Below are 18,738 nucleotides of genomic sequence, written 5' to 3' on the forward strand. Positions count from 1 at the left end.
GCGCCCCGACTAGCCCTGGCGAACGGGCAGTTCCGCCTCGATGAGATCGGCCGCGCGGTGCGTGCCGCCCTCCTTGAGCAGCTCCGCCTGGATCTTCAGGCGACGGGCGACCTCGGGGTCGTCGACGAGGGCGAGGGCGGCCTCGCGCAGGGCCTCGCCGGTCGCCTCCTCCGTGGCGAGGCACCGGGCGACGCCGAGGTCCCGGAGCATCTCCGCGTTGCCGAACTGGTCCACGGCCTGCGGTACGGCGATCATCGGCGTGGCGGTGGCCAGGCCCTCCTGGCTGCCGCCCGCGCCGGCGTGCGTCACGAACAGGTCGGCCTGCCTCAGGATCGCCAGCTGCGGCACCCAGGAGCGCACCTCGACGTTCGCGGGAACGTCCCCGAGGTCGGCCGGGTCGACGTGCTTGCCGATCGACAGCACCAGATGCCAGCCGGGCAGGTCGCCGAACGCCTTGACGCACTCCCGGTAGAAGCCGGGCTGCTTGGTGAAGGCGGACCCGAGGGAGACGAGCGCGACCTTCTCGGCACCGGCGGGCCGCTGCCAGCCGCCCTCGGCGGCGCGCTCTCCCTGGCAGGCTCCGACGAAGGAGTGCACGCTCTCGTCGACGCGGTCCGCGTTCGGCTGGAGCGCCCTGGGGATCAGGACGATCGAGCGGTCCGGGCGGCCCACGAACGGGTCGGGGTGCCGGGTGATTCCGTTCTCCTCCAGCCAGGCGTGGAAGCGGGCGTAGTAGGCGCGGCCCCGCTCGGTCTTCTTCGGCTCCTCCCACATGGGCTCGGCGACCTCCTCCTCGTATCCCTCCCAGGCGACCAGGTTCGGCGACAGGGAGATCGCGGGGACGCCCCAGCGGTGGGCGAGGACGCGGGCCGGGTAGGAGGTGATGTCGTGCAGCACGAGGTCCGGCTCGTCGCCCTCGTAGGCCTCGATCAGCTGCGGGAGGGCCTGGATCGCGTCGTCGAGGAACGGCTCCACGTTGTCCAGCAGCGTGCTCCCCCACGCCTCGGGGTCGTCGTCGGGCGAGGGCAGCGTGGAGTTCCAGGGCTTCACCTCGGCTCCGGTGTCCGCGGCCTTCTCCGCGAAGACCGGCGGGATCGCGTAGGTCACGCGGTGGCCGCGCGCCACGAGCTCGCGGATCACCTCGATGCTCGGGTTCACGTGGCCGTGGGCGGCGATGGAGAACATGGCGATGTGCGCGCGACTGGTCATGCGCAGACCTTAAACGAGACGATACGTCTCGTGCAACCTGATGGCGGGGCGGACTCAGGCCTGACGCGCCCGTCACCCGGCGGCGCAGCGAGCCGCAGTGCCCTCGATACGGCGGCCGTCCTCTCCGGCGACCGCGGCCGTCACCTCCTCCTCCCCGGCGGCGACGCGGTGGGCCTCGACGGCGGTGCAGATCAGCTGGGTCACCCCGAGTGGGGGCATGTAGTGGGCGGAGGACAGGGACAGTTCGATGGACACCCGGTTGTCCCGCGTCGTGACCTTCGCGACGTCCGCGGCCGCGGCCGCCCGCGGGACCTCCGTGGCCCACGCCCGCGAAGCCTCCGTGGCCGACGGCCGGCCGGGATCGGCCGGTACGGCCGACGGCAGGTCCGCCCCCGTCTGCGGCAGCAACGACTCCAGCCCGGCGGCCCGTTCCTCCGCCGTGGGCCCTTGCAGCAGCACCTCCACGGCCGAAGCGGCGCTGATCGGGGCGACGACCCTGCGCAAGACGGGCGCGGGCCTGCCGTCCGCCACGAAGTAGACCCGTAGCGTCGGCACGACCCCGCCGGCGGGACCGCCCGCCTCCACCACGCCCGTGGGCGGTATGCCGCAGGAGGTGAGCCCGCACAGCGCCGGGACGACCAGCAGCGCGACTCGGAGCCGGGCCGTCACAGGTCCTCCCCGCGGGCCGGTTCGTCCCGCCGCAGCGGGAGTTCGACGGTGAACACCGCCCCGCCCTCGAGCCGGTTGCCCGCCCGGACGCTGCCGCCGTGCACCCGGACGTTCTCCGCGGTGATGGCGAGACCCAGGCCACTGCCCTCGGTCCGGGTGCGGGCGGTGTCCGACTTGTAGAAGCGCTCGAAGACGTGCGGCAGCACGTCCTCGGGGATGCCGGGACCGCTGTCCAGCACCTCGATGACCGCCGACCGCTCCGCGCGCAGGCGCAGCCGGACCGGCCGGGCTCCGTGCCGGAGCGCGTTGCCGACCAGGTTCGCCACCACGACGTCGAGCCGGCGCGGATCGACACGTCCCCGTACGGCGTCCGGCGGTGGCAGGTCGGTGTCCACCAGGTCCGCCCAGGCACGGTCGGCGAGGGTGCGGCGCAGCGACTCGGCGAGGTCGATCTCGTCCAGGTGCAGCACCGCGGCGCCCGCGTCGAAGCGGGAGATCTCCATCAGGTCGTCCACGAGACGGGCCAGTTTCACGGTCTCCTCGCTGATCAGCCGGACCGCGGTGGCGGTATCCGGGTCGAGACGGGCGGCGTCCTCGTCGAGGACGTCGGTGACCGCCGCCATCGCGGCCAGCGGGGTGCGCAGTTCGTGCGAGACGTCCGCGGCGAACCGGCGGGCCCGGGCCTCCATGCCGCGCAGTTCGGCCACCGACTCCTCCAGGGCTGCGGCCGTCTCGTTGAACGTGTGGGACAGATCGGCGAGTTCGTCGGAGCCGTCGACCGCGAGCCGGGTGTCCAGCCGTCCTTCGGCGATGCTGCGGGTGGCGTGCCGCAGGGCGCGCACCGGCCGCAGCACCCCGCGCGCGGCGAGCAGCGCGAGCAGCACGGCCACGCCCAGCGCGGGCACGGTGGCCCGCTCCACGGCGGTGACCAGAGCGTCCACGTACCGCTGTTCGGTGGCCTGCGGCACCGTGAGGAAGACCTGGACCCCCGAGGCGATCCCGCGGTTCTCGTCACCGGCGAAGGTGACCGACATGCCGACGACGAGTGAGGTGTGATCACCGGTGTTCACCCGCTGGAAGACGGTGGCCGGGCTGGAGTCCACAGCCTCGCGCAGATCGGGCGTCAGCTCGGGGAACGAGTCGTCGGTCAGGGACGTGGCGCTCAGATCCTCGTAACGGACCAGCACCCGCCAGCTTCCCGACGGCTCGGCGCGGGCCACATCCGCGGCGAAGCGCCGCAGTTCGGCCTCGGCCGGAGGGAAGGCGAGCTGCGGGGCGAGCCGGTCGACCTGGGTGCGCAGCAGCTTGATCACGGTGTCCTGGCTCTGCTGGAGCACACCCGTGCGCGCCTCCCGGAAGCTCAGGGCGCCGGTGGTCGCCGCGGTGAGCGCGGCGACGAGCGCGAACGCCACCACCAGGCGCGTGCGCAGGCCGCGCAGGCGTGGGAAGAGTCCGCGCAGACGTGGCAGCCGAGGATTCCTCACGGAGGCGCTTCTCACGGGGACACGAACCGGTAGCCGAAGCCGCGTACGGTCTGGATGTAGCGCGGGTCGCGCGAGGGCTCGCCCATCTTGGCGCGCAGCCGTCTGACGCAGGCGTCCACCAGGCGCGCGTCGCCGTGGTAGCTGTGTTCCCAGACCGCTTCCAGGAGTTGCTGGCGGCTGAACACCTGGCCGGGCGCGGCGGACAGCGTCAGCAGCAGCCGCAGTTCGGACGGGGCGAGCGGGACCGGGGCGCCCTGCCAGGTGACCGAGTGGCCGGCGCGGTCGATGGCCAGCTCTCCGTAGGTGTCGATCTTCGGTATGCCACCGTCGGCCGCCGCCACGGCCGTCGCCCGGCGCAGGACGGCCCGGATGCGCGCCTCGAGGACCCGGGCCTGCACGGGCTTGACGACGTAGTCGTCGGCCCCGGCCTCCAGGCCTACGACGATGTCCACGTCGTCACCGCGTGCGGTCGCCATGAGGATCGGCAGCGTCTGGTCCAGGGCGCGCATGGCGCGGCACACGTCCAGGCCCGGCATACCGGGCAGCATCAGGTCGAGCACCACGACGTCCGGCCGGAACGACCGCAGCCGCTCCAGCCCCTCCTCCCCCGTCTCGGCGGCGGCGACGTCGTGTCCCTGGCGGCGCAGGGCGAGGGCGACTCCTTCACGGACGGCGCGGTCGTCTTCGATCAGCAGAACTCGTGGCATGCGCTCAGTATCCGCAGGCCCACGCGCGGACGGGCTCCTGTTACCGGATGATCACACAGACCCCTCGGCAGATGTTCGTTACCTTTCTGTTACCCTTCGCGCCATGTTCGATCACATGACCATCGCAATCTGAACGACCATGACCGCGCACTCCACACCTCCGTCCCGCAGCCGCCGCAGGAACGGCCGACCTTCGCACTCCGCCGGGCGGCGCGGGCGGAAGGGCCCGCTGTTAGCGGGCCTGTCCGCGCTGGCTCTGCTCGGCGCCGCCGGAATCGGGGCGGCGGAATGGACGTCGGTGAAGCCCGGGGGAACGGCGGCCGAGGCCGGCTCGGGCCCCGCGACCGAGCCCGCGCCGGACTTACCGGTCACCACCACCCCGGCCAGGCCCCTCACACCCTCGGAGCCCTCCTCCCCGACCGCCTCGCCCTCCCCCTCGCGCTCCCCCTCCCCCTCCCGCTCCCCCTCTCCTTCCCCCTCCGCACGGCCGGAGATCCCGGCCACGGGCCCCGGCACCTTCACCGTCGCCCCCGGCTCGGGCACCGGGGCGGGGCGGGGCACGTCCCTGCGCTACCGGGTCGAGGTCGAGGACGGCATCGACCTTTCCGCCCCGGACGTCGCCGAGCAGGTGGAGAAGGTCCTGGCCGACCGGCGCGGCTGGACGGCGGACGGCCGTTCGGCGTTCCGGCGGGTGTCGAGCGGGCCCACCGACTTCGTCGTGAAGGTCGCCACCGCCGGGACCGTGGACAAGATCTGCGGACAGTACGGCCTGAACACCGGCGGCGAGGTCAACTGCAACGTCGCCAAGAACGTCATGGTCAACCTCAAGCGCTGGCTCCTGGCAACTCCCGTCTACGCCAGGGACGTCAAGGCCTACCGGGCCCTCATCATCAACCACGAGGTCGGCCACTTCCTCGGCCACGGCCACGTCGGCTGCCCCGGCCCCGGCAAGCCGGCCCCCGCGATGATGCAGCAGATCAAGGGCATGCGCGGCTGCGCGCCCAATGTCTGGCCCTACGACGAGCAGGGCCGGTACCTCACGGGCCCCGCCGTGCCTTGAACGGAGCCGGACCGGCGACGCCGTCAGCGCTGATAGCGCGCCAGCACGAGGTTGCCGTCCTCCTCCAGCCGTTCGCGCAGTGCGCCCAGTCCGATGGCTCCGCTGTAGTACTCCTGCAGGGCCGGGGTCGCCACCTTGTCCTTCCACTCGGGGTAGCCCCGCACCGTCTGCGCGGGCGCCGGGCGCAGGTACTCGGCGAGGGCGGTGCCGGTGGCCCAGCCGTGCTCGGACGTACGCAGGGCCGGGTCGCCCAGCGCCCGGGTGCCCGTGGGGAGCATCCAGTCGCCGAGGGCGAGGCGGACCATGTTGGGCGGTCTGAGGAGGAAGTCGATGAAGGCGGCGGCCTCCTTTTTGTGCGGGCAGTCCTCGGCGACGGAAAGGGTCTGCGGGCTGACGCCCTGGGTGAGCCCTCCGGCGCCGGCCGGGGCGGGCAGCACCTGCCATTCGAAGCCCTTCGGCGCCTGCTGCACGATCTGCTGACGGTAGGAGAAACCGAGCGGGACCATCGCGTATCTCCCGCCGAAGAAGCCGGGCAGGGTGTCGCCGCCGCCGCTGCCCAGGGTCGTGGGCGAGGCGCTGCGGTCGGTGCCGACCTGCTCCTGGATGGTGCGCGGCACCACCTGGTCGGCCGCCTGGAACCGGACCGTCACCTTGCCGTCCGCCCCACGGTGGAAGAGCTGTCCGCCCGCCGACAGGGAGAGGTTGAGGGTGGCGGAGACGGGCTCCTTCAGCGGCCAGGCGATGCCGTACTTCCCCTGACCGCTGAGCCGTTCGGTGATGCGGCGGAACTCGGCCCAGCTCCACGGCTTCTCCGGGGTCGGGATCCGCGCCCCGGACTGCCGGAGCCACTTCGCGTTGGCGATCAGCACCCGTGGCTCCTGGAGGAACGGTACGCCGTAGATGCCGTCCCCGAAGCTGGTGGTCTCCCAACTGCGGAGCGGAATGTCCGATTTCAGCCGTGCGGGCAGCAGGTCGGTGAGATCGGCCAGGTAGCCGCCGTAGGCGAAGTCCGCCAGGTCGTCGGAGGCGTCGTGGATGATGTCGGGTGCCTCGCCGCCCTCGAAGGCGGTGAGGAGCTGGTCGTGGACGCTGTCCCAGGAGCCCTGTACGTACTCGACCCGGACGTCCGGGTGGCCGGCGTTCCACTCCTTCACCAGCGCTTTGTTGGCCTCGACGGACTCCTCCTGCCAGGCCAGGGACTGGAAGCGCAGGGTGATCCGGCCGTCGTCGCGAGTGCCGCCGGAGGAGCAGCCGGCGAGGAGCAGCAGAAGAGACAGGGCCAGGGCCGGCAGACGGGCGCGCATCAGCTCTTCACCGCCCCGGTGAGCATCCCGCCCGTGATCCGCCGCTGGATGAGGGCGAAGACGACCAGCGAGGGCAGCGTCGCGAGGAACGCGGCGGCCGCGAGCGGGCCGAGGTCGGCGGCGCCCTCGGCCCCGATGAAGTGGGTGAGCACCACCGGCAGGGTCTGCTTCTCCGGGGTCTTGAGCAGCACCAGGGCGAAGAAGAACTCGTTCCACGCGGTGATGAACGCGAACAGGCCCGTCGCCACGATGCCCGGCGCGAGCAGCGGCGCCGTCACCGACACCAGCGTCCGCACCCGGCCCGCCCCGTCGACCGCGGCGGCCTCCTCCAACTCGGGCGGGACGGCCCGCACATACCCGGCGAGCATCCACAGCGCGAAGGGCAGCGCCCACACCACGTACACCAGCACGAGACCCGGCACGGAGTTGATCATTCGGAGGTTCTTCAGCACGAGGAACAGCGGGATGATCAGCAGCACGAACGGGAACGCCTGGCTGACGACCACCCAGCCCGTCACCGCCTTCGCCAGCCGGGTGCGCCGCCGGGCGATGACATAGGCCATCGGCGTCGCGATCAGCACGGCGATGGCCGCCGCTCCGAGCGCGGCGAGCAGGGAGTTGAGGGCCGCGTGCAGCAGGGGCTGTTCCTCGAAGGCCTGCCGGAAGTTGGCGAGGGTGGGATCCTCCGGGATCCACGTCGGATGCAGACTGCCCAGCTCACGCGGCGGTTTGAACGCCGTCGAGACCAGCCAGAGGAACGGGAAGGCGAGGAAGACCAGGTACGCGAGCAGCGCGGTGTACTGGCCGACATGGGCCGGAGCGGAGGTCCTCACGCGTCGTCACCTCCCCTGAGACGGCCGGCGAGGAACACGGCCAGGGCGATCGAGATCACGGCCACCATCACACAGCCCATCGCCGCCGCGTAGCCGAACTGCCCGTAGCGGAAGGCCTCTTCGTAGGCGAAGAGCATGGGCAGCCGGGTCCGGCCGCCGGGGCCGCCGTTGGTGAGCACGTAGACCAGGGCGAAGGAGTTGAAGTTCCAGATCAGGTTGAGCGCGGTGATGGCGAGGGCGATGGGTCTGAGGGCGGGCCAGGTGACCGTCCGGAAGCGGCGCCAGGCACCCGCCCCGTCGACCGCCGCCGCCTCGTGCAGTTCGCGCGGGGTGTTCTGCAGCCCGGCGAGCAGCGCCACCGTCGTCTGGGGCATGCCCGCCCAGACGCCGACGAGGATCACGGCGGGCAGCGCGGTCGCCAGCCCGCTGAGCCAGTCGCGGCCGCCGCCCAGGCCGATATCGCGCAGGGTCTCGTTGAGGATGCCCGCGTCCGGGTTGTAGACGAGCCGCCACATGATGCCGACGACGACCTCGGGCATGGCCCACGGAATGATCGCCAGCGCACGGGCCAGCCAGCGCAGCCGCAGCTCCTGGTTGAGCAGCAGGGCGAGGCCCAGCGCGAGCAGGAACTGCGGCACGGTCACCCCGACCGCCCACACCAGCCCGATCCGGAACGACTCCCAGAACAGTGTGTCGTGCAGCAGGTCCCGGAAGTTGAGGCCGCCGATCCACTGCGTGGGCTCGGTGCGGCCCGACTGGGCGTCGGTGAAGGCCAGCAGGATCCCGTACAGCAGCGGGCCGACACTGAGGACCAGGATGGGGATCAGGGCGGGCAGCACCAGGAACCAGGCGCCGCGGTCCACGGCCCGGCGGGGCCTGACCCGGCCCGGTGCCGGATCGGCCGGCTTCCTCACCTCGGTCACCGACGTCACGGCATCAGCCCCTTCGCACAGCTCGGACGGGCCACGTCATGGTCGTGAAGGCGGCCTGCCTCGTCAAGGCACCGCGCACACGGTCCCACCTGTACGAATGGGAGACTGGCGGACGGATGGCCGGAACCCGACGGCGACGCACAAGGACCTGGACCACGGAGGCGGACGATGGACGAGGCACGGGCGCGGGACGTACTGGCCGCGGCGGGCGTGCCGGGCGGCGCGGCCCGTGAGGCGCGGCTGCTGGCGCTGGGCGAGAACGCGGTGTTCGCCGCCGGTGACCTGGTCGTCAAGGTCGGCCGTGACGCCGAGCTCCTGGAGCGGGCGCGCCGCGAGCTGGACGTCGCGGTGTGGCTCGCGGAGGCGGGTGTGCCGGCGGTCCGGGCGGCCGAGCCGAAGGCGCTGCTGGTCGAGGGGCACCCGGTGACGGTGTGGCACCGGCTGCCCGATGCCGTACGGCCCGCCGAGCCGAGGGATCTGGCCGAACTGCTACGGGTCGTGCATGTCACGCCTCTTCCTCCTTTCGAACTGCCGGCCCGCGATCTGCTGGGCGGTGTGGAACGCTGGCTGCGGCTCGCGGGCGAGGCGATCGACCCCGCGGACGCGACGTATCTGCGCGAGCGGCGGGACGGCTTCGCCGCGGAGGCCGCCGCGCTGACGCCCCGGCTGCCGCCCGGGCCGATCCACGGCGACGCGCTGCCCCGCAATGTGCATGTCGGCCCGGACGGGCCGGTTCTGGTCGACCTGGAGACGGTCTCTTCCGACCTGCGCGAGCACGATCTGGTGGTGATGGCGCTGTCCCATGACCGGTACGGGCTCGCGGACGAGGCGTACGGCTCCTTCACCGAGACGTACGGGTGGGATGTCCGGGAGTGGGACGGGTGCTCGGTGCTGCGCGGCGCCCGGGAGACGGCCAGTTGTGCGTGGGTGGCCCAGCACGCGCCGAGCAACCCGAAGGCGCTGGCCGAGTTCGAGCGGCGGGTGGCGTCGTTGCGGGAGGGCGACGAGACCGTGCGGTGGTATCCCTTCTGAGGACCTGGGGCCCCGCCGGGTCAGACCGGCTCGTCCGCCAACTCCCGCAGGGGCCATGCCCCGTCCACCACAGCGGTCGCGTCACCCTTGCCGCGCAGGAAGCTCTGGAAGTCCGCCGCCCATTGCGCGTACCACTCGATCTGGCGGTGGTGCAGGTCGGCCGGGCCCAGGCTCGCGATCTTGGGGTGGCGGTCGGCTATCGCACAGGCCAGCCGGGCCGCCGCCAGGGCGTCGGCCGTGGCGTCGTGCGCGGAGTCGAGGACCACGCCGTACTCCGAGCAGACCGCTTGGAGGTTGCGCTTGCCGCGGCGGTAGCGGTCGGCCCAGCGGTCGATGGTGTACGGGTCGATGACCGGGGCGGGGTCCACGCCGCCCAGGCGGTCGCGCAGGGACGGCAGTCCGTACCGCCGCAATTCGGCGGAGAGCAGGGTCAGGTCGAAGGCCGCGTTGTAGGCGACGACCGGCACGCCCGACTTCCAGTAGGAGGTGAGGACGTCGGCGAGGGCGTCAGCCACCTGGTCGGCCGGTCTGCCCTCGGCCGCCGCGCGTTCATTGCTGATGCCGTGCACCGCCACCGCGTCCTCGGGGATCGGCACGCCCGGGTCGGCCAGCCACTCGCGGCGCCCCATCGGCTCCCCGTCCCTGACCTCGATCACGGCCCCCGTGACGATGCGCGCCTCGCGCGGATCGGTGCCCGTCGTCTCCAGGTCGAAGCCGATCAGCAGCTCCCGGTGCCAGCCCATGGGCGGTCCCCCTTCTTGTGGTGCGTCCCCCGGTGGTGTCCCCCAGTGGTCACCACCTTCGCATGCACCACTGACAATCCGAGGAGCGCGTTCCGCTTACGCCCGGCGGCGGCCGGGTGGACCGGCACAACCGCCCCACAGCGGAGCGCCGTTCACGACACCGGCCGCGAATCCGCCCACATCACCTCGAACTCCTCGCGATAGGTGGGGAAGAGGCCGCTTTCGTCGATCTCGCCTGACTTGACCGTCTTGCTGCCGTTGCGCAGCACGAACACCGGCGCCTCCATGCCGCGTGTCCGGCGCAGATAGTTCTGCACGACCGCGATGCCGTCCGCCCCGTCGCCGTCGACCAGATACGCCGTGAAGCGGGGCGTCTCGTCGAAGACCTGGATCTCGAAGGCCCCCGGGTCGCGCAGCCGGGCGCGCACCCGGCGCATGTGCAGGATGTTCATCTCGACGGCCCGGCTGAGCTCGCCGCGCTTGATGCCCAGTTCGCGCTCGCGCCGCTTGACCGCGCTGGAGGCCGGGTTGAGGAACAGCAGCCGCACCCGGCAGCCCGACTCGGCCAGCCGCACCAGCCGGCGGCCGGAGAAGTTCTGCACGAGCAGGTTGAGGCCTATGCCGATGGCGTCGAGGCGGCGGGCGCCGCCGAAGATGTCCTCGGCCGGGAACTGGCGCATCAGCCGCACCCGGTCCGAGTGGACGGCGACCAGGTCGGCGTACCGGTCGCCGACCAGGTCCTCGACGGCGTCGACGGGCAGCCGGCGTGCCGACGGCACGTCACCGTCGGCGCCGAGCATCTCCAGCAGCCGGGCCGAGGCGCGCTCGGCCTGGTTCAGGACGGCCTCGGACAGGGCCCGGTTGCGGGAGACGACGTTCCGGGTGACCTCCAGCTCGTCCAGGGCGAGCTCGACGTCCCGGCGGTCGTCGAAGTAGGGCTCGAAGCAGGGCCAGTGCTGCACCATCAGCTCGCGCAGCTGCGGCAGGGTGAGAAAGGACAGGACGTTGTCGTCGGCCGGGTCGAGCAGATAGCCCTTGCGGCGGCTGACCTCGCGTACGGCGACGGCGCGCTGCACCCATTCCTGCCCGGCGGGCCCGGCGGCGGCCACCACCCAGTCGTCGCCGTGGACGGGTTCGTAGACGGGCCGCAGTACGGCGGCGACGACCGCGCGCAGCCGCTGTTCGACGAGGTTCAGCCAGATGTAGGCGCGGCCGGCCCGCTGGGCGCGGGTGCGCACCTCGCGCCAGGCGTCGGCGTCCCAGTCCAGTTCCGGGCCGATCGAGCCCGTCGCGTCCATCGGCCGCGCCAGGGACACGGCACCGGTCGGGACGTCTGCGGAGTTCCCCTCGTGACCCTCGTCACCAGGGGGCAGCTCCAGCCCTCCCGAGCCCACCCGCGCACCGCCTTCCGCTCCCCCGAGCCTCCCGAGGGGCCTGGCCCCACCCAACGATCAAGGAAGGGTACTCCGGGAGCGGTCGGCGGTGCAGCCGGATGGGCCGGGTAGTTCTCAACGACGCGGCTGCCAGTGCCCGTTCTGCCAGCCGAGCTCGGCCGGAGTGAGCGGATTCATAGCCGTGACGTCGCGCGGGGCGATGGAGAATCCCTGCCAGTGGACGGGCATGGGCTGCTGGTCCTCGTCCCGGGCTATGTGGTGGAAGCCGATGTTCGTCCAGACCACCGGGTGCTTGAGGGCCTGCCCGTTCACCCACTTGTCGACGGAGTCGCCGGCTCCGGCACCGCAGTCGCCGGGGTTGTGGCTGGCGAACAGCTCGCACTTGTTGTACTGGGTGAAGTACACGTCGTGCTTGGTGTAGCCGCGGCCGGGGTACTTGGTCGTCGGGCCGGGGACGATCTCGTAGGAGCGCGGGTGCCCGTCCTTGTTCTTGCCGGCCGTGCTGACCACACGCCACCAGCGGTAGTTCTTGCTGTCCCCGGCGAGTTCCTTGGTGACCTTGGTGCGGGTCGTCTTGGTGCTCGGGGCGCGCTGGCCCCTGGCCGGGGCGGTGACGGTCGAGTCGTACTGCTCGATCTTGTTGGCGGTGGAGCCGTCGAGTGCGAAGTCGAGCCGCCAGAAGGCGTTGTGGCTGTGGCTGGTGGCCTTGGCGGCGGCCCCCTTGCCGATGGGCCAGCCGCGGCCGTCCCCGGCGTCGTAGTCGTCCCACGACAGGCTGCCGGTGGCGCCGACGTTCATGGTGATCGTGCCGTCGTCCTGGAAGCGCCACTCGGTCATGTACTCGTACCAGCCGACCTGGTTCACGGTGTAGACGAGCAGGTCCTTGCCCTGGGCCTGGTAGACCTTGTTCGCGGTGTCGCCCTGCATGCGGTAGGCGTGGCCGCGGGAGCGGGTGGTGGTGCACAGGCCCTTGACGTTCGGGTCCTCGTTCCAGGAGTCCGGGACCTTGACCGTCTTGATGGTGCCGCCGGGGCACTCCCCTGGGGCCAGGTTCATCAGGCCCTGGGCGAAGTCGAACCCGGTCAGGTCGTCGTACTCGACCTTGCCGTCGTCGTAGGGGACGTGGATCTGGCCGAGCCTGGCGCTGTTGAGGACCTTGATCGGCTTGGGTTCGCCCTTGGGCTGGTACGAGATGTTCTCCAGGACGAGGCCGGCCTTGCCGTCGTAGCGCCAGCACATCCGCCAGGTCGTGCCGGTGGAGAGCTTCTGCTCGATGCGGTGGGCGGCCCCGCAGTAGGGCGCCGCCGGCGCCGCGGAGGCGGCCTTCGGCTGGGCGGTGGCGGGTCCCGCACCGGCCGCGACGCCGGCGGCGAGCGTGGCCACGGTCAGGCCCACGGCCGCCCGGGTGCGGACCTTGCCGCGTCTGTTCACATGCATGACGAGATGACTCCCTGACAGTGAGAGTAAGAGCGAGCAGAGCGGGTCAGCGGTCGAGCCGGGCGGCCTTGCGGGCGCTCAGGTCGATCACGATCGACCTCGCGTCGACCCAGGGCCCGTTCTTGATCTTCGGGAACAGCCGGACGCAGCGGTGCTCGCCGCACTGGTCGAGCACGGCGGGCTGGGCGTCCGGCGCGGCCCGGTAGACGGCGCCGCTGAGCTGCAGCTGGTCCGGGGAGGTGAGCTCCTTGCCGGTGGCGTCCCGGTAATCGGCCTTCAGGCCCGCGCCCAGCGGGTCGGCGATCAGCAGCCTGGCCGCCTCGGCCTTCTCGTCGCCGCTCAGGGGCGGCTGGACACCGCGCTGGGTGCCGGTCCGCACCACCTTGCCGGTGCCGAGGTCGACGGTCCTGGTGACGAGGGTGTCGTCCCGGTAGTCGTAGAAGGTCACGTCGGCGCGCCGCGGCGCGTCCGGGTCGCCGACCTCGTCGGCCTCCGGTTCGGCGAGGTCGACGCCGAGACGCTGCGGGCCGCGCTCCCCGTCGACACCCTCACTGCTCTGGAGCAATTGCCGGTTCAGGGCGATCTTCGCGACCCGCTCCATCTCGTCGTCGGTCAGCGGGTCGCGGCCCGTGCCCTTCTCCCCCTCGGCGGGCGCCTCCTCCACCACCCCGGGCGCCACGGCCCGGTCCGCGCCGGACTCCTGCTGTACGGACCGCCCCGCCTGCCCCGCGCTGGTACCCGTGTCGTCCGCCCCCGCCGTGCCCGGCAGCGTGATCCCCACCATCACGGCGGTCCCGGCCACGGCGATGGCCGTACCGGCCACCAGCTTCCCTAAGTGACGGTGCACTGTCTTGCGCACATCATCCCCTTACTCCCCCCAACAGCCCCGGGAGTATCTTTTTGCCCCACTGATTCGGCATACCGCGTATGCACTGGTCATTCGGTAAGAGGGACATAAGTCATAGGAGGTTCCCTCACTTTCGGGGAGACTCGGGGCCAAGGCGTCCCCACCGGCGCCGCACACCTGAAAGAGTCGTATCCATGCAGGTCTGGCCTGGAGAGGCGTATCCACTCGGTGCCACGTACGACGGCGCCGGTACCAACTTCGCGGTCTTCACGGAGGCCGCGGACCGAGTAGAGCTGTGTCTGCTGCACGACGACGGCTCGGAGACGGCGATCGAGCTCCGGGAGAGCGACGCGTTCGTGCGGCACGCGTACGTGCCGGGCATCATGCCGGGGCAGCGGTACGGGTTCCGGGTGCACGGCCCGTACGCCCCGGAGCGCGGGCTGCGCTGCAACTCCGCGAAGCTGCTCCTCGACCCGTACGCGCGTGCGATCAGCGGTTCGATCGGCTGGGGCGAGGAGGTGTACGGCTACCACTTCGACGAGCCCGACCGGCGCAACGACCTGGACTCGGCGCCGCACACGATGACGTCGGTCGTGGTCAACCCGTACTTCGACTGGGGCGACGACCGGCTCCCGCGCACCGAGTACCACCACACGGTGATCTACGAGGCCCATGTCAAGGGCCTCACCATGCGGCACCCGGGGCTGCCGGAGGAGCTGCGCGGCACCTACGCGGCCCTCGCCCACCCGGCGGTCATCGAGCACCTCACCGAGCTCGGGGTCACGGCCCTGGAGCTGATGCCCGTACACCAGTTCGTGAACGATCACCGACTGGTCGACATGGGCCTGAACAACTACTGGGGCTACAACACGATCGGTTTCTTCGCCCCGCACAACGCCTACGCGTCCTGGGGCGACCGGGGCCAGCAGGTCCTGGAGTTCAAGTCGGCGGTGAAGGCGCTGCACGAGGCCGGGATCGAGGTGATCCTCGACGTGGTCTACAACCACACCGCCGAGGGGAACCACCTGGGCCCGACGCTGTCCTTCAAGGGCCTGGACAACTCGCGCTACTACCGGCTCACCGATGACCCCCGCTACTACATGGACACGACAGGGACAGGGAACTCCCTGCTCATGCGGTCCCCGCACGTGCTCCAGCTGATCATGGACTCGCTGCGGTACTGGGTCACGGAGATGCATGTCGACGGGTTCCGCTTCGACCTCGCCGCGACACTGGCCCGGCAGTTCCACGAGGTGGACCGGCTGTCGTCGTTCTTCGACCTGGTGCAGCAGGACCCCGTGGTCTCGCAGGTGAAGCTGATCGCCGAGCCGTGGGACGTGGGCGAGGGCGGCTACCAGGTGGGGAATTTCCCACCGCTGTGGACGGAGTGGAACGGCAAGTACCGGGACACCGTGCGCGACCTGTGGCGGGGCGAGCAGCGCACTCTCGCGGAGTTCGCCTCACGGCTGACCGGCTCGTCCGACCTGTACCAGGACGACGGCCGGCGCCCGCTCGCCTCCATCAACTTCGTGACCTGCCACGACGGCTTCACCCTGCACGACCTGGTGGCGTACAACGACAAGCACAACCAGGCCAACGGCGAGGACAACCGGGACGGCGAGAGCCACAACCGGTCCTGGAACTGCGGGGCCGAGGGCGAGACCGACGACCCGGACGTGCTGGGGCTGCGGGCCCGGCAGATGCGGAACTTCATCGCGACGCTGATGCTGTCCCAGGGCGTTCCCATGATCAGCCACGGCGACGAGTTCGCCCGCACCCAGCGAGGCAACAACAACGCGTACTGCCAGGACAACGAACTGGCCTGGGTCGAGTGGCCGGAGGGCGACGAGGAGGAAGGGGGACTCAAGCGGGAGCTGCTGGCCTTCACGCGCGCGATGGTGTGGCTGCGCAGGGACCACCCGGTCTTCCGCAGGCGGCGCTTCTTCCACGGCCGGCCCGTGGAGGGCACGCACGACGACCTGTCCGACATCGCCTGGTTCACTCCTGAGGGCCGGGAGATGACCCAGCGGGACTGGGACTCGGCGCGGGCGTCGGCGCTGACGGTGTTCCTCAACGGCAACGCGATCTCGGAGCCGGGCCCGCGCGGGGAGCGCATCTCCGACGACTCGTTCCTGCTGATGTTCAACGCCTCGCCGAAGCCGCTGGAGTTCGTGGTGCCGGTCGACCACGGGCGGCAGTGGCAGGTCGTGGTCGACACGGCCCGCGCCGAAGGTGTGCCGTCGGACACCGGCGAGAAGGTGCAGGCCGGGGACCGGCTGACCCTGCCCGACCGGAGCCTCACGGTGCTCCAGCGGCCGGTGTAGCCGCCCCCGCCGCGTCGTCCGGAAAGTGCCACCCGTCCGGGCGACGCGCGGCGCACCTGGCGCGGGCGATGACACGAACGGCGGCAGGGCGGGTACGTACGGTTCATGACACCTGAGCGTCCTGACCCGGTGGTGCCCACGGCCACGTACCGGCTGCAGCTGCAGCCCGACTTCCCCTTCGGGGCCGCGGCGGCCGTGGTGCCGTACCTGGCCTCGCTCGGCGTCTCGCATCTGCATCTGTCCCCCGTCCTGGAGGCCGTGCCGGGGTCGACGCACGGCTATGACGTCGTCGACCACGCGCGCGTGCGGGAGGAGCTGGGCGGCGAGGAGGGGCTGCGGGCGCTGGCCCGCACGGCGCGTGAGCACGGGCTCGGCCTGGTGGCGGACATCGTCCCGAACCACATGGCCATGGCCCCGCGCCACAACCGCGCCCTGTGGGAGGTGCTGCGCGAGGGCCCCAAGTCGCCGTACGCGCGCTGGTTCGACATCGACTGGGAGGCACAGGACGGCCAGGTGCTGCTGCCGGTGCTCGGCGGGCCGCTGGGAGAGGTGCTCGGGGAGCTGCGCGTCGACGGTGGCGTCCTGCGCTACTACGACCATGTGTTCCCGCTGCGCGAGGGCACCGAGGACCTGCCGCTGCCGCGGCTGCTGGACGCGCAGTGGTACCGCCCGGTGTGGTGGCGGCTGGCCCGGACCGAGCTCAACTACCGGCGGTTCTTCAGCATCTCGGAGCTGATCGGGGTACGGGTGGAGGACCCCGAGGTCTTCGAGGCGACCCACGGCAAGATCCTCGAGCTGCTGCACGAGGGCGTGATCGACGGGCTGCGCATCGACCACCCCGACGGGCTCGCCGACCCCGACGGCTACCTCGGGCGGCTGCACGAGGCGACGGGCGGCCGCTGGACGGTCGTGGAGAAGATCCTGGCCGACGGTGAGCAGCTGCCGGCGTCCTGGCCCGTCGCGGGGACCACCGGCTACGACGCCCTGCGGCACGTGGACGGGCTCTTCACGGACCCGGCCGGGTTCGGGGACCTCCTGGGGCAGTACCGGCGGTTCGCGGCCCCGCAGACGGACCGGGGCGGGCAGTGGGAGGCGACGGTACGGCGGGCGGCGTACAAGGTCCTCACGCACGAACTGGCCACGGAGACGGACCGGCTGACCCGGGTGGCGGCCCGGCTGTGCGCGACCTCGCCGGAGCCGGCCCTGCGCGACCGTGCGCCTTGGGCGCTGCGCACGGCGCTCCAGGAGCTCCTGGTGCGCATGGACGTCTACCGGCACTACGAGTCGGGCGACGCCGCGTCCGTGGTCACCGAGGAGGCCGCGGCCGAGGCCCGGCAGGCCTTCGCCGTGCCCGAGGAGGCGGGCGCGGTGGACGTCGTACGGGACCTGGTGCTGGGGCGGTACGGCGACGGGCCCGCGCAGGTGGAGTTCCGGACCCGGTTCGCGCAGACCTCGTCGGCGCTGCGGGCGAAGTCCGTCGAGGACACGGCGTTCTACCGGTACGTGCCGCTGCTGTCGGCGACCGAGGTGGGCGGGAACCCGGGCGCTCCCGCGCTGTCGCCGGAGGAGTTCCACGCGTACTGCGCGCGCGTGCAGCGCGACTGGCCAGTGGGCGGGACGGTCGCCTCGACCCACGACACCAAGCGCAGCGGCGATGTCCGGGCGGCGCTGAACGTGCTCACCGAGTGCCCGGACCGCTGGGCGGACGTCCTCGCCGAGGTGACGCGCACCGGCGAGGGGGTGCCGGACGCGCAACTGGCGTGGGCGGCCTGGCAGACGGTGTTCGGGCTGGGTGCGGAGCCGGGGTCGCCTGAGCGGGTGCAGGGCGCGCTGCTGAAGCATGTGCGCGAGGCGGGTCTGTACACGAGCTGGACCGAGCAGGAGCCGCCGTACGAGGAGGCGGTGGCGCGGTTCGTGGCGGCCGGGCCGTGCGGGGCGCCGGCCGAGCGGGTTGCGGCCTTCCGGGACGCCCTGGAGCCGCACATCCGGGCGAACGTGCTGGGCACGGCCCTGGTCCAGCTGACGATGCCGGGGGTCCCTGACGTCTACCAGGGCACGGAGGCCGAGTACCGGGCGCTGGTCGACCCCGACAACCGGCGGGCGGTGGGCTTCCCGCCCGAGGAGTCCGATGGGACCTCGGGGGAGAAGGCCGCGGTGACACGGGCGGCCCTGGGGCTGCGGGGGCGGCGGCCCGACGCCTTCGGTGACACGGCGACGTACGCGCCGCTGACCGCCGAGGGTCCCGCGGCGGCGTGCTGCGCGGCGTTCGTCCGCTCCGGCGAGGTGCTCACGGCCGTGACGCGGCTGTCGCTGCGGCTGGCGGAGGCGGGCGGCTGGCAGGACACACGACTGCCGCTGCCGCCGGGGCGCTGGGCGGATGTGCTGGAGCCGGGGCGTGAGTTCACGGGGCACGCACGCGTGGAGGAGCTCTTCGCGGTGCTGCCGGTGGCGTTGCTGGAGCGGGTCGGCGAGTGAGGCCGGGCTGATCACGACGGGGCACGGCAGGCGGGCACGCCAGTGCGGCACGCGCGCATGGCGGGACCCGAGGCGACTCCGGCCGCACGCTGATGCCGCGGCGCCGCACGCGCGGAGGAGCTTTTCGGGCTGCTGCCGATGGCGATGCTGGAGCGGGTCGGCGAGTGAGGCCGGGCTGATCACGACGGGGTACGGCAGGCGGGCACGCCAGTGCGGCACGCGCGCATGGCGGGGCCCGGGCGACTCCGGACGCGCGCTGATGCCGCGGCCGGCGCCCGCGCGAAGGAG

The 18,738-nt window shown here is 72.1% G+C and carries 15 protein-coding genes; 4 read left to right on the forward strand and 11 right to left on the reverse strand.

What is annotated here, in order from left to right; all coding sequences use genetic code 11:
• Window positions 1-9 precede the first annotated feature (9 nt).
• The 4 genes from mgt to AC07DF_RS29975 form a co-directional block, all read right to left on the reverse strand.
• Window positions 10-1,209, reverse strand: coding sequence for a macrolide-inactivating glycosyltransferase (gene mgt, locus AC07DF_RS29960; protein ID WP_478978181.1), 1,200 nt, complete (start codon window positions 1,207-1,209; stop codon window positions 10-12).
• Between the two features lie 72 nt (window positions 1,210-1,281).
• A complete protein-coding gene (locus AC07DF_RS29965; RefSeq protein ID WP_478978184.1) occupies window positions 1,282-1,878 on the reverse strand; it encodes a hypothetical protein in 597 nt (198 codons plus the stop codon).
• On the reverse strand, window positions 1,875-3,293 hold the full coding sequence (locus AC07DF_RS29970; RefSeq protein WP_478979246.1) for a sensor histidine kinase: 1,419 nt from the start codon (window positions 3,291-3,293) through the stop codon (window positions 1,875-1,877). The genes AC07DF_RS29965 and AC07DF_RS29970 overlap by 4 nt, the downstream gene beginning before the upstream one ends.
• A gap of 80 nt (window positions 3,294-3,373) precedes the next feature.
• Window positions 3,374-4,069, reverse strand: coding sequence for a response regulator (locus AC07DF_RS29975; protein ID WP_478978187.1), 696 nt, complete (start codon window positions 4,067-4,069; stop codon window positions 3,374-3,376).
• A 139-nt stretch (window positions 4,070-4,208) separates the two neighbouring features.
• Between AC07DF_RS29975 and AC07DF_RS29980 the strand changes: the two genes are divergently transcribed.
• On the forward strand, window positions 4,209-5,129 hold the full coding sequence (locus AC07DF_RS29980) for a DUF3152 domain-containing protein (RefSeq protein ID WP_478978190.1): 921 nt from the start codon (window positions 4,209-4,211) through the stop codon (window positions 5,127-5,129).
• Window positions 5,130-5,152: 23 nt separating this feature from the next.
• On the opposite strand, the gene AC07DF_RS29985 is transcribed toward AC07DF_RS29980, so the two are convergent.
• From AC07DF_RS29985 to AC07DF_RS29995, 3 genes are read right to left on the reverse strand one after another with little or no spacing between them, the layout of a single operon-like run.
• Entirely contained in the window at window positions 5,153-6,433 is a 1,281-nt protein-coding gene (locus AC07DF_RS29985) for an ABC transporter substrate-binding protein (RefSeq protein ID WP_478978193.1), read from the reverse strand.
• On the reverse strand, window positions 6,433-7,266 hold the full coding sequence (locus AC07DF_RS29990) for a carbohydrate ABC transporter permease (protein ID WP_478978196.1): 834 nt from the start codon (window positions 7,264-7,266) through the stop codon (window positions 6,433-6,435). The genes AC07DF_RS29985 and AC07DF_RS29990 overlap by 1 nt, the downstream gene beginning before the upstream one ends.
• A complete protein-coding gene (locus tag AC07DF_RS29995; RefSeq protein WP_478978199.1) occupies window positions 7,263-8,198 on the reverse strand; it encodes a carbohydrate ABC transporter permease in 936 nt (311 codons plus the stop codon). Before AC07DF_RS29995 ends, AC07DF_RS29990 begins: the two co-directional genes overlap by 4 nt.
• A gap of 168 nt (window positions 8,199-8,366) precedes the next feature.
• On the opposite strand from AC07DF_RS29995, the gene AC07DF_RS30000 reads away from it, so the two are divergent.
• A complete protein-coding gene (locus tag AC07DF_RS30000; protein WP_478978202.1) occupies window positions 8,367-9,230 on the forward strand; it encodes a phosphotransferase enzyme family protein in 864 nt (287 codons plus the stop codon).
• A 20-nt stretch (window positions 9,231-9,250) separates the two neighbouring features.
• On the opposite strand, the gene AC07DF_RS30005 is transcribed toward AC07DF_RS30000, so the two are convergent.
• The 4 genes from AC07DF_RS30005 to AC07DF_RS30020 all read right to left on the reverse strand — a co-directional run bounded on the left by AC07DF_RS30005 (window position 9,251) and on the right by AC07DF_RS30020 (window position 13,663).
• Window positions 9,251-9,973, reverse strand: coding sequence for an exonuclease domain-containing protein (locus AC07DF_RS30005; RefSeq protein ID WP_478978205.1), 723 nt, complete (start codon window positions 9,971-9,973; stop codon window positions 9,251-9,253).
• Between the two features lie 152 nt (window positions 9,974-10,125).
• The gene (locus AC07DF_RS30010) at window positions 10,126-11,367 is read right to left on the reverse strand and encodes an SAV2148 family HEPN domain-containing protein (RefSeq protein ID WP_478978208.1); all 1,242 of its coding nucleotides are present in this window, start codon (window positions 11,365-11,367) and stop codon (window positions 10,126-10,128) included.
• A gap of 114 nt (window positions 11,368-11,481) precedes the next feature.
• On the reverse strand, window positions 11,482-12,804 hold the full coding sequence (locus AC07DF_RS30015; RefSeq protein ID WP_478978211.1) for a copper amine oxidase: 1,323 nt from the start codon (window positions 12,802-12,804) through the stop codon (window positions 11,482-11,484).
• Between the two features lie 46 nt (window positions 12,805-12,850).
• A complete protein-coding gene (locus AC07DF_RS30020; RefSeq protein ID WP_478978214.1) occupies window positions 12,851-13,663 on the reverse strand; it encodes a Tat pathway signal sequence domain protein in 813 nt (270 codons plus the stop codon).
• Between the two features lie 182 nt (window positions 13,664-13,845).
• Between AC07DF_RS30020 and glgX the strand changes: the two genes are divergently transcribed.
• Both glgX and treY read left to right on the forward strand, forming a co-directional pair.
• Window positions 13,846-15,975: a glycogen debranching protein GlgX gene (gene glgX / locus AC07DF_RS30025; RefSeq protein WP_478978217.1), complete on the forward strand. Its 2,130-nt coding sequence runs from the start codon at window positions 13,846-13,848 to the stop codon at window positions 15,973-15,975.
• 105 nt (window positions 15,976-16,080) lie between these two features.
• Window positions 16,081-18,450, forward strand: coding sequence for a malto-oligosyltrehalose synthase (treY, locus tag AC07DF_RS30030; protein WP_478978220.1), 2,370 nt, complete (start codon window positions 16,081-16,083; stop codon window positions 18,448-18,450).
• Window positions 18,451-18,738 lie beyond the last annotated feature (288 nt).

The sequence above is a fragment of the Streptomyces sp. NPDC044719 genome (assembly GCF_056433405.1).

What these genes read in the sequence shown, in the direction of transcription:
- mgt (WP_478978181.1), bottom strand. Translation starts at nt 1,209, where the DNA reads ATGACCAGTCGCGCGCACATCGCCATGTTCTCCATCGCCGCCCACGGC.
- AC07DF_RS29975 (WP_478978187.1), bottom strand. Translation starts at nt 4,069, where the DNA reads ATGCCACGAGTTCTGCTGATCGAAGACGACCGCGCCGTCCGTGAAGGA.
- AC07DF_RS29980 (WP_478978190.1), top strand. Translation starts at nt 4,209, where the DNA reads ATGACCGCGCACTCCACACCTCCGTCCCGCAGCCGCCGCAGGAACGGC.
- AC07DF_RS29985 (WP_478978193.1), bottom strand. Translation starts at nt 6,433, where the DNA reads ATGCGCGCCCGTCTGCCGGCCCTGGCCCTGTCTCTTCTGCTGCTCCTC.
- AC07DF_RS30000 (WP_478978202.1), top strand. Translation starts at nt 8,367, where the DNA reads ATGGACGAGGCACGGGCGCGGGACGTACTGGCCGCGGCGGGCGTGCCG.
- AC07DF_RS30005 (WP_478978205.1), bottom strand. Translation starts at nt 9,973, where the DNA reads ATGGGCTGGCACCGGGAGCTGCTGATCGGCTTCGACCTGGAGACGACG.
- AC07DF_RS30015 (WP_478978211.1), bottom strand. Translation starts at nt 12,804, where the DNA reads ATGCATGTGAACAGACGCGGCAAGGTCCGCACCCGGGCGGCCGTGGGC.
- glgX (WP_478978217.1), top strand. Translation starts at nt 13,846, where the DNA reads ATGCAGGTCTGGCCTGGAGAGGCGTATCCACTCGGTGCCACGTACGAC.
- treY (WP_478978220.1), top strand. Translation starts at nt 16,081, where the DNA reads ATGACACCTGAGCGTCCTGACCCGGTGGTGCCCACGGCCACGTACCGG.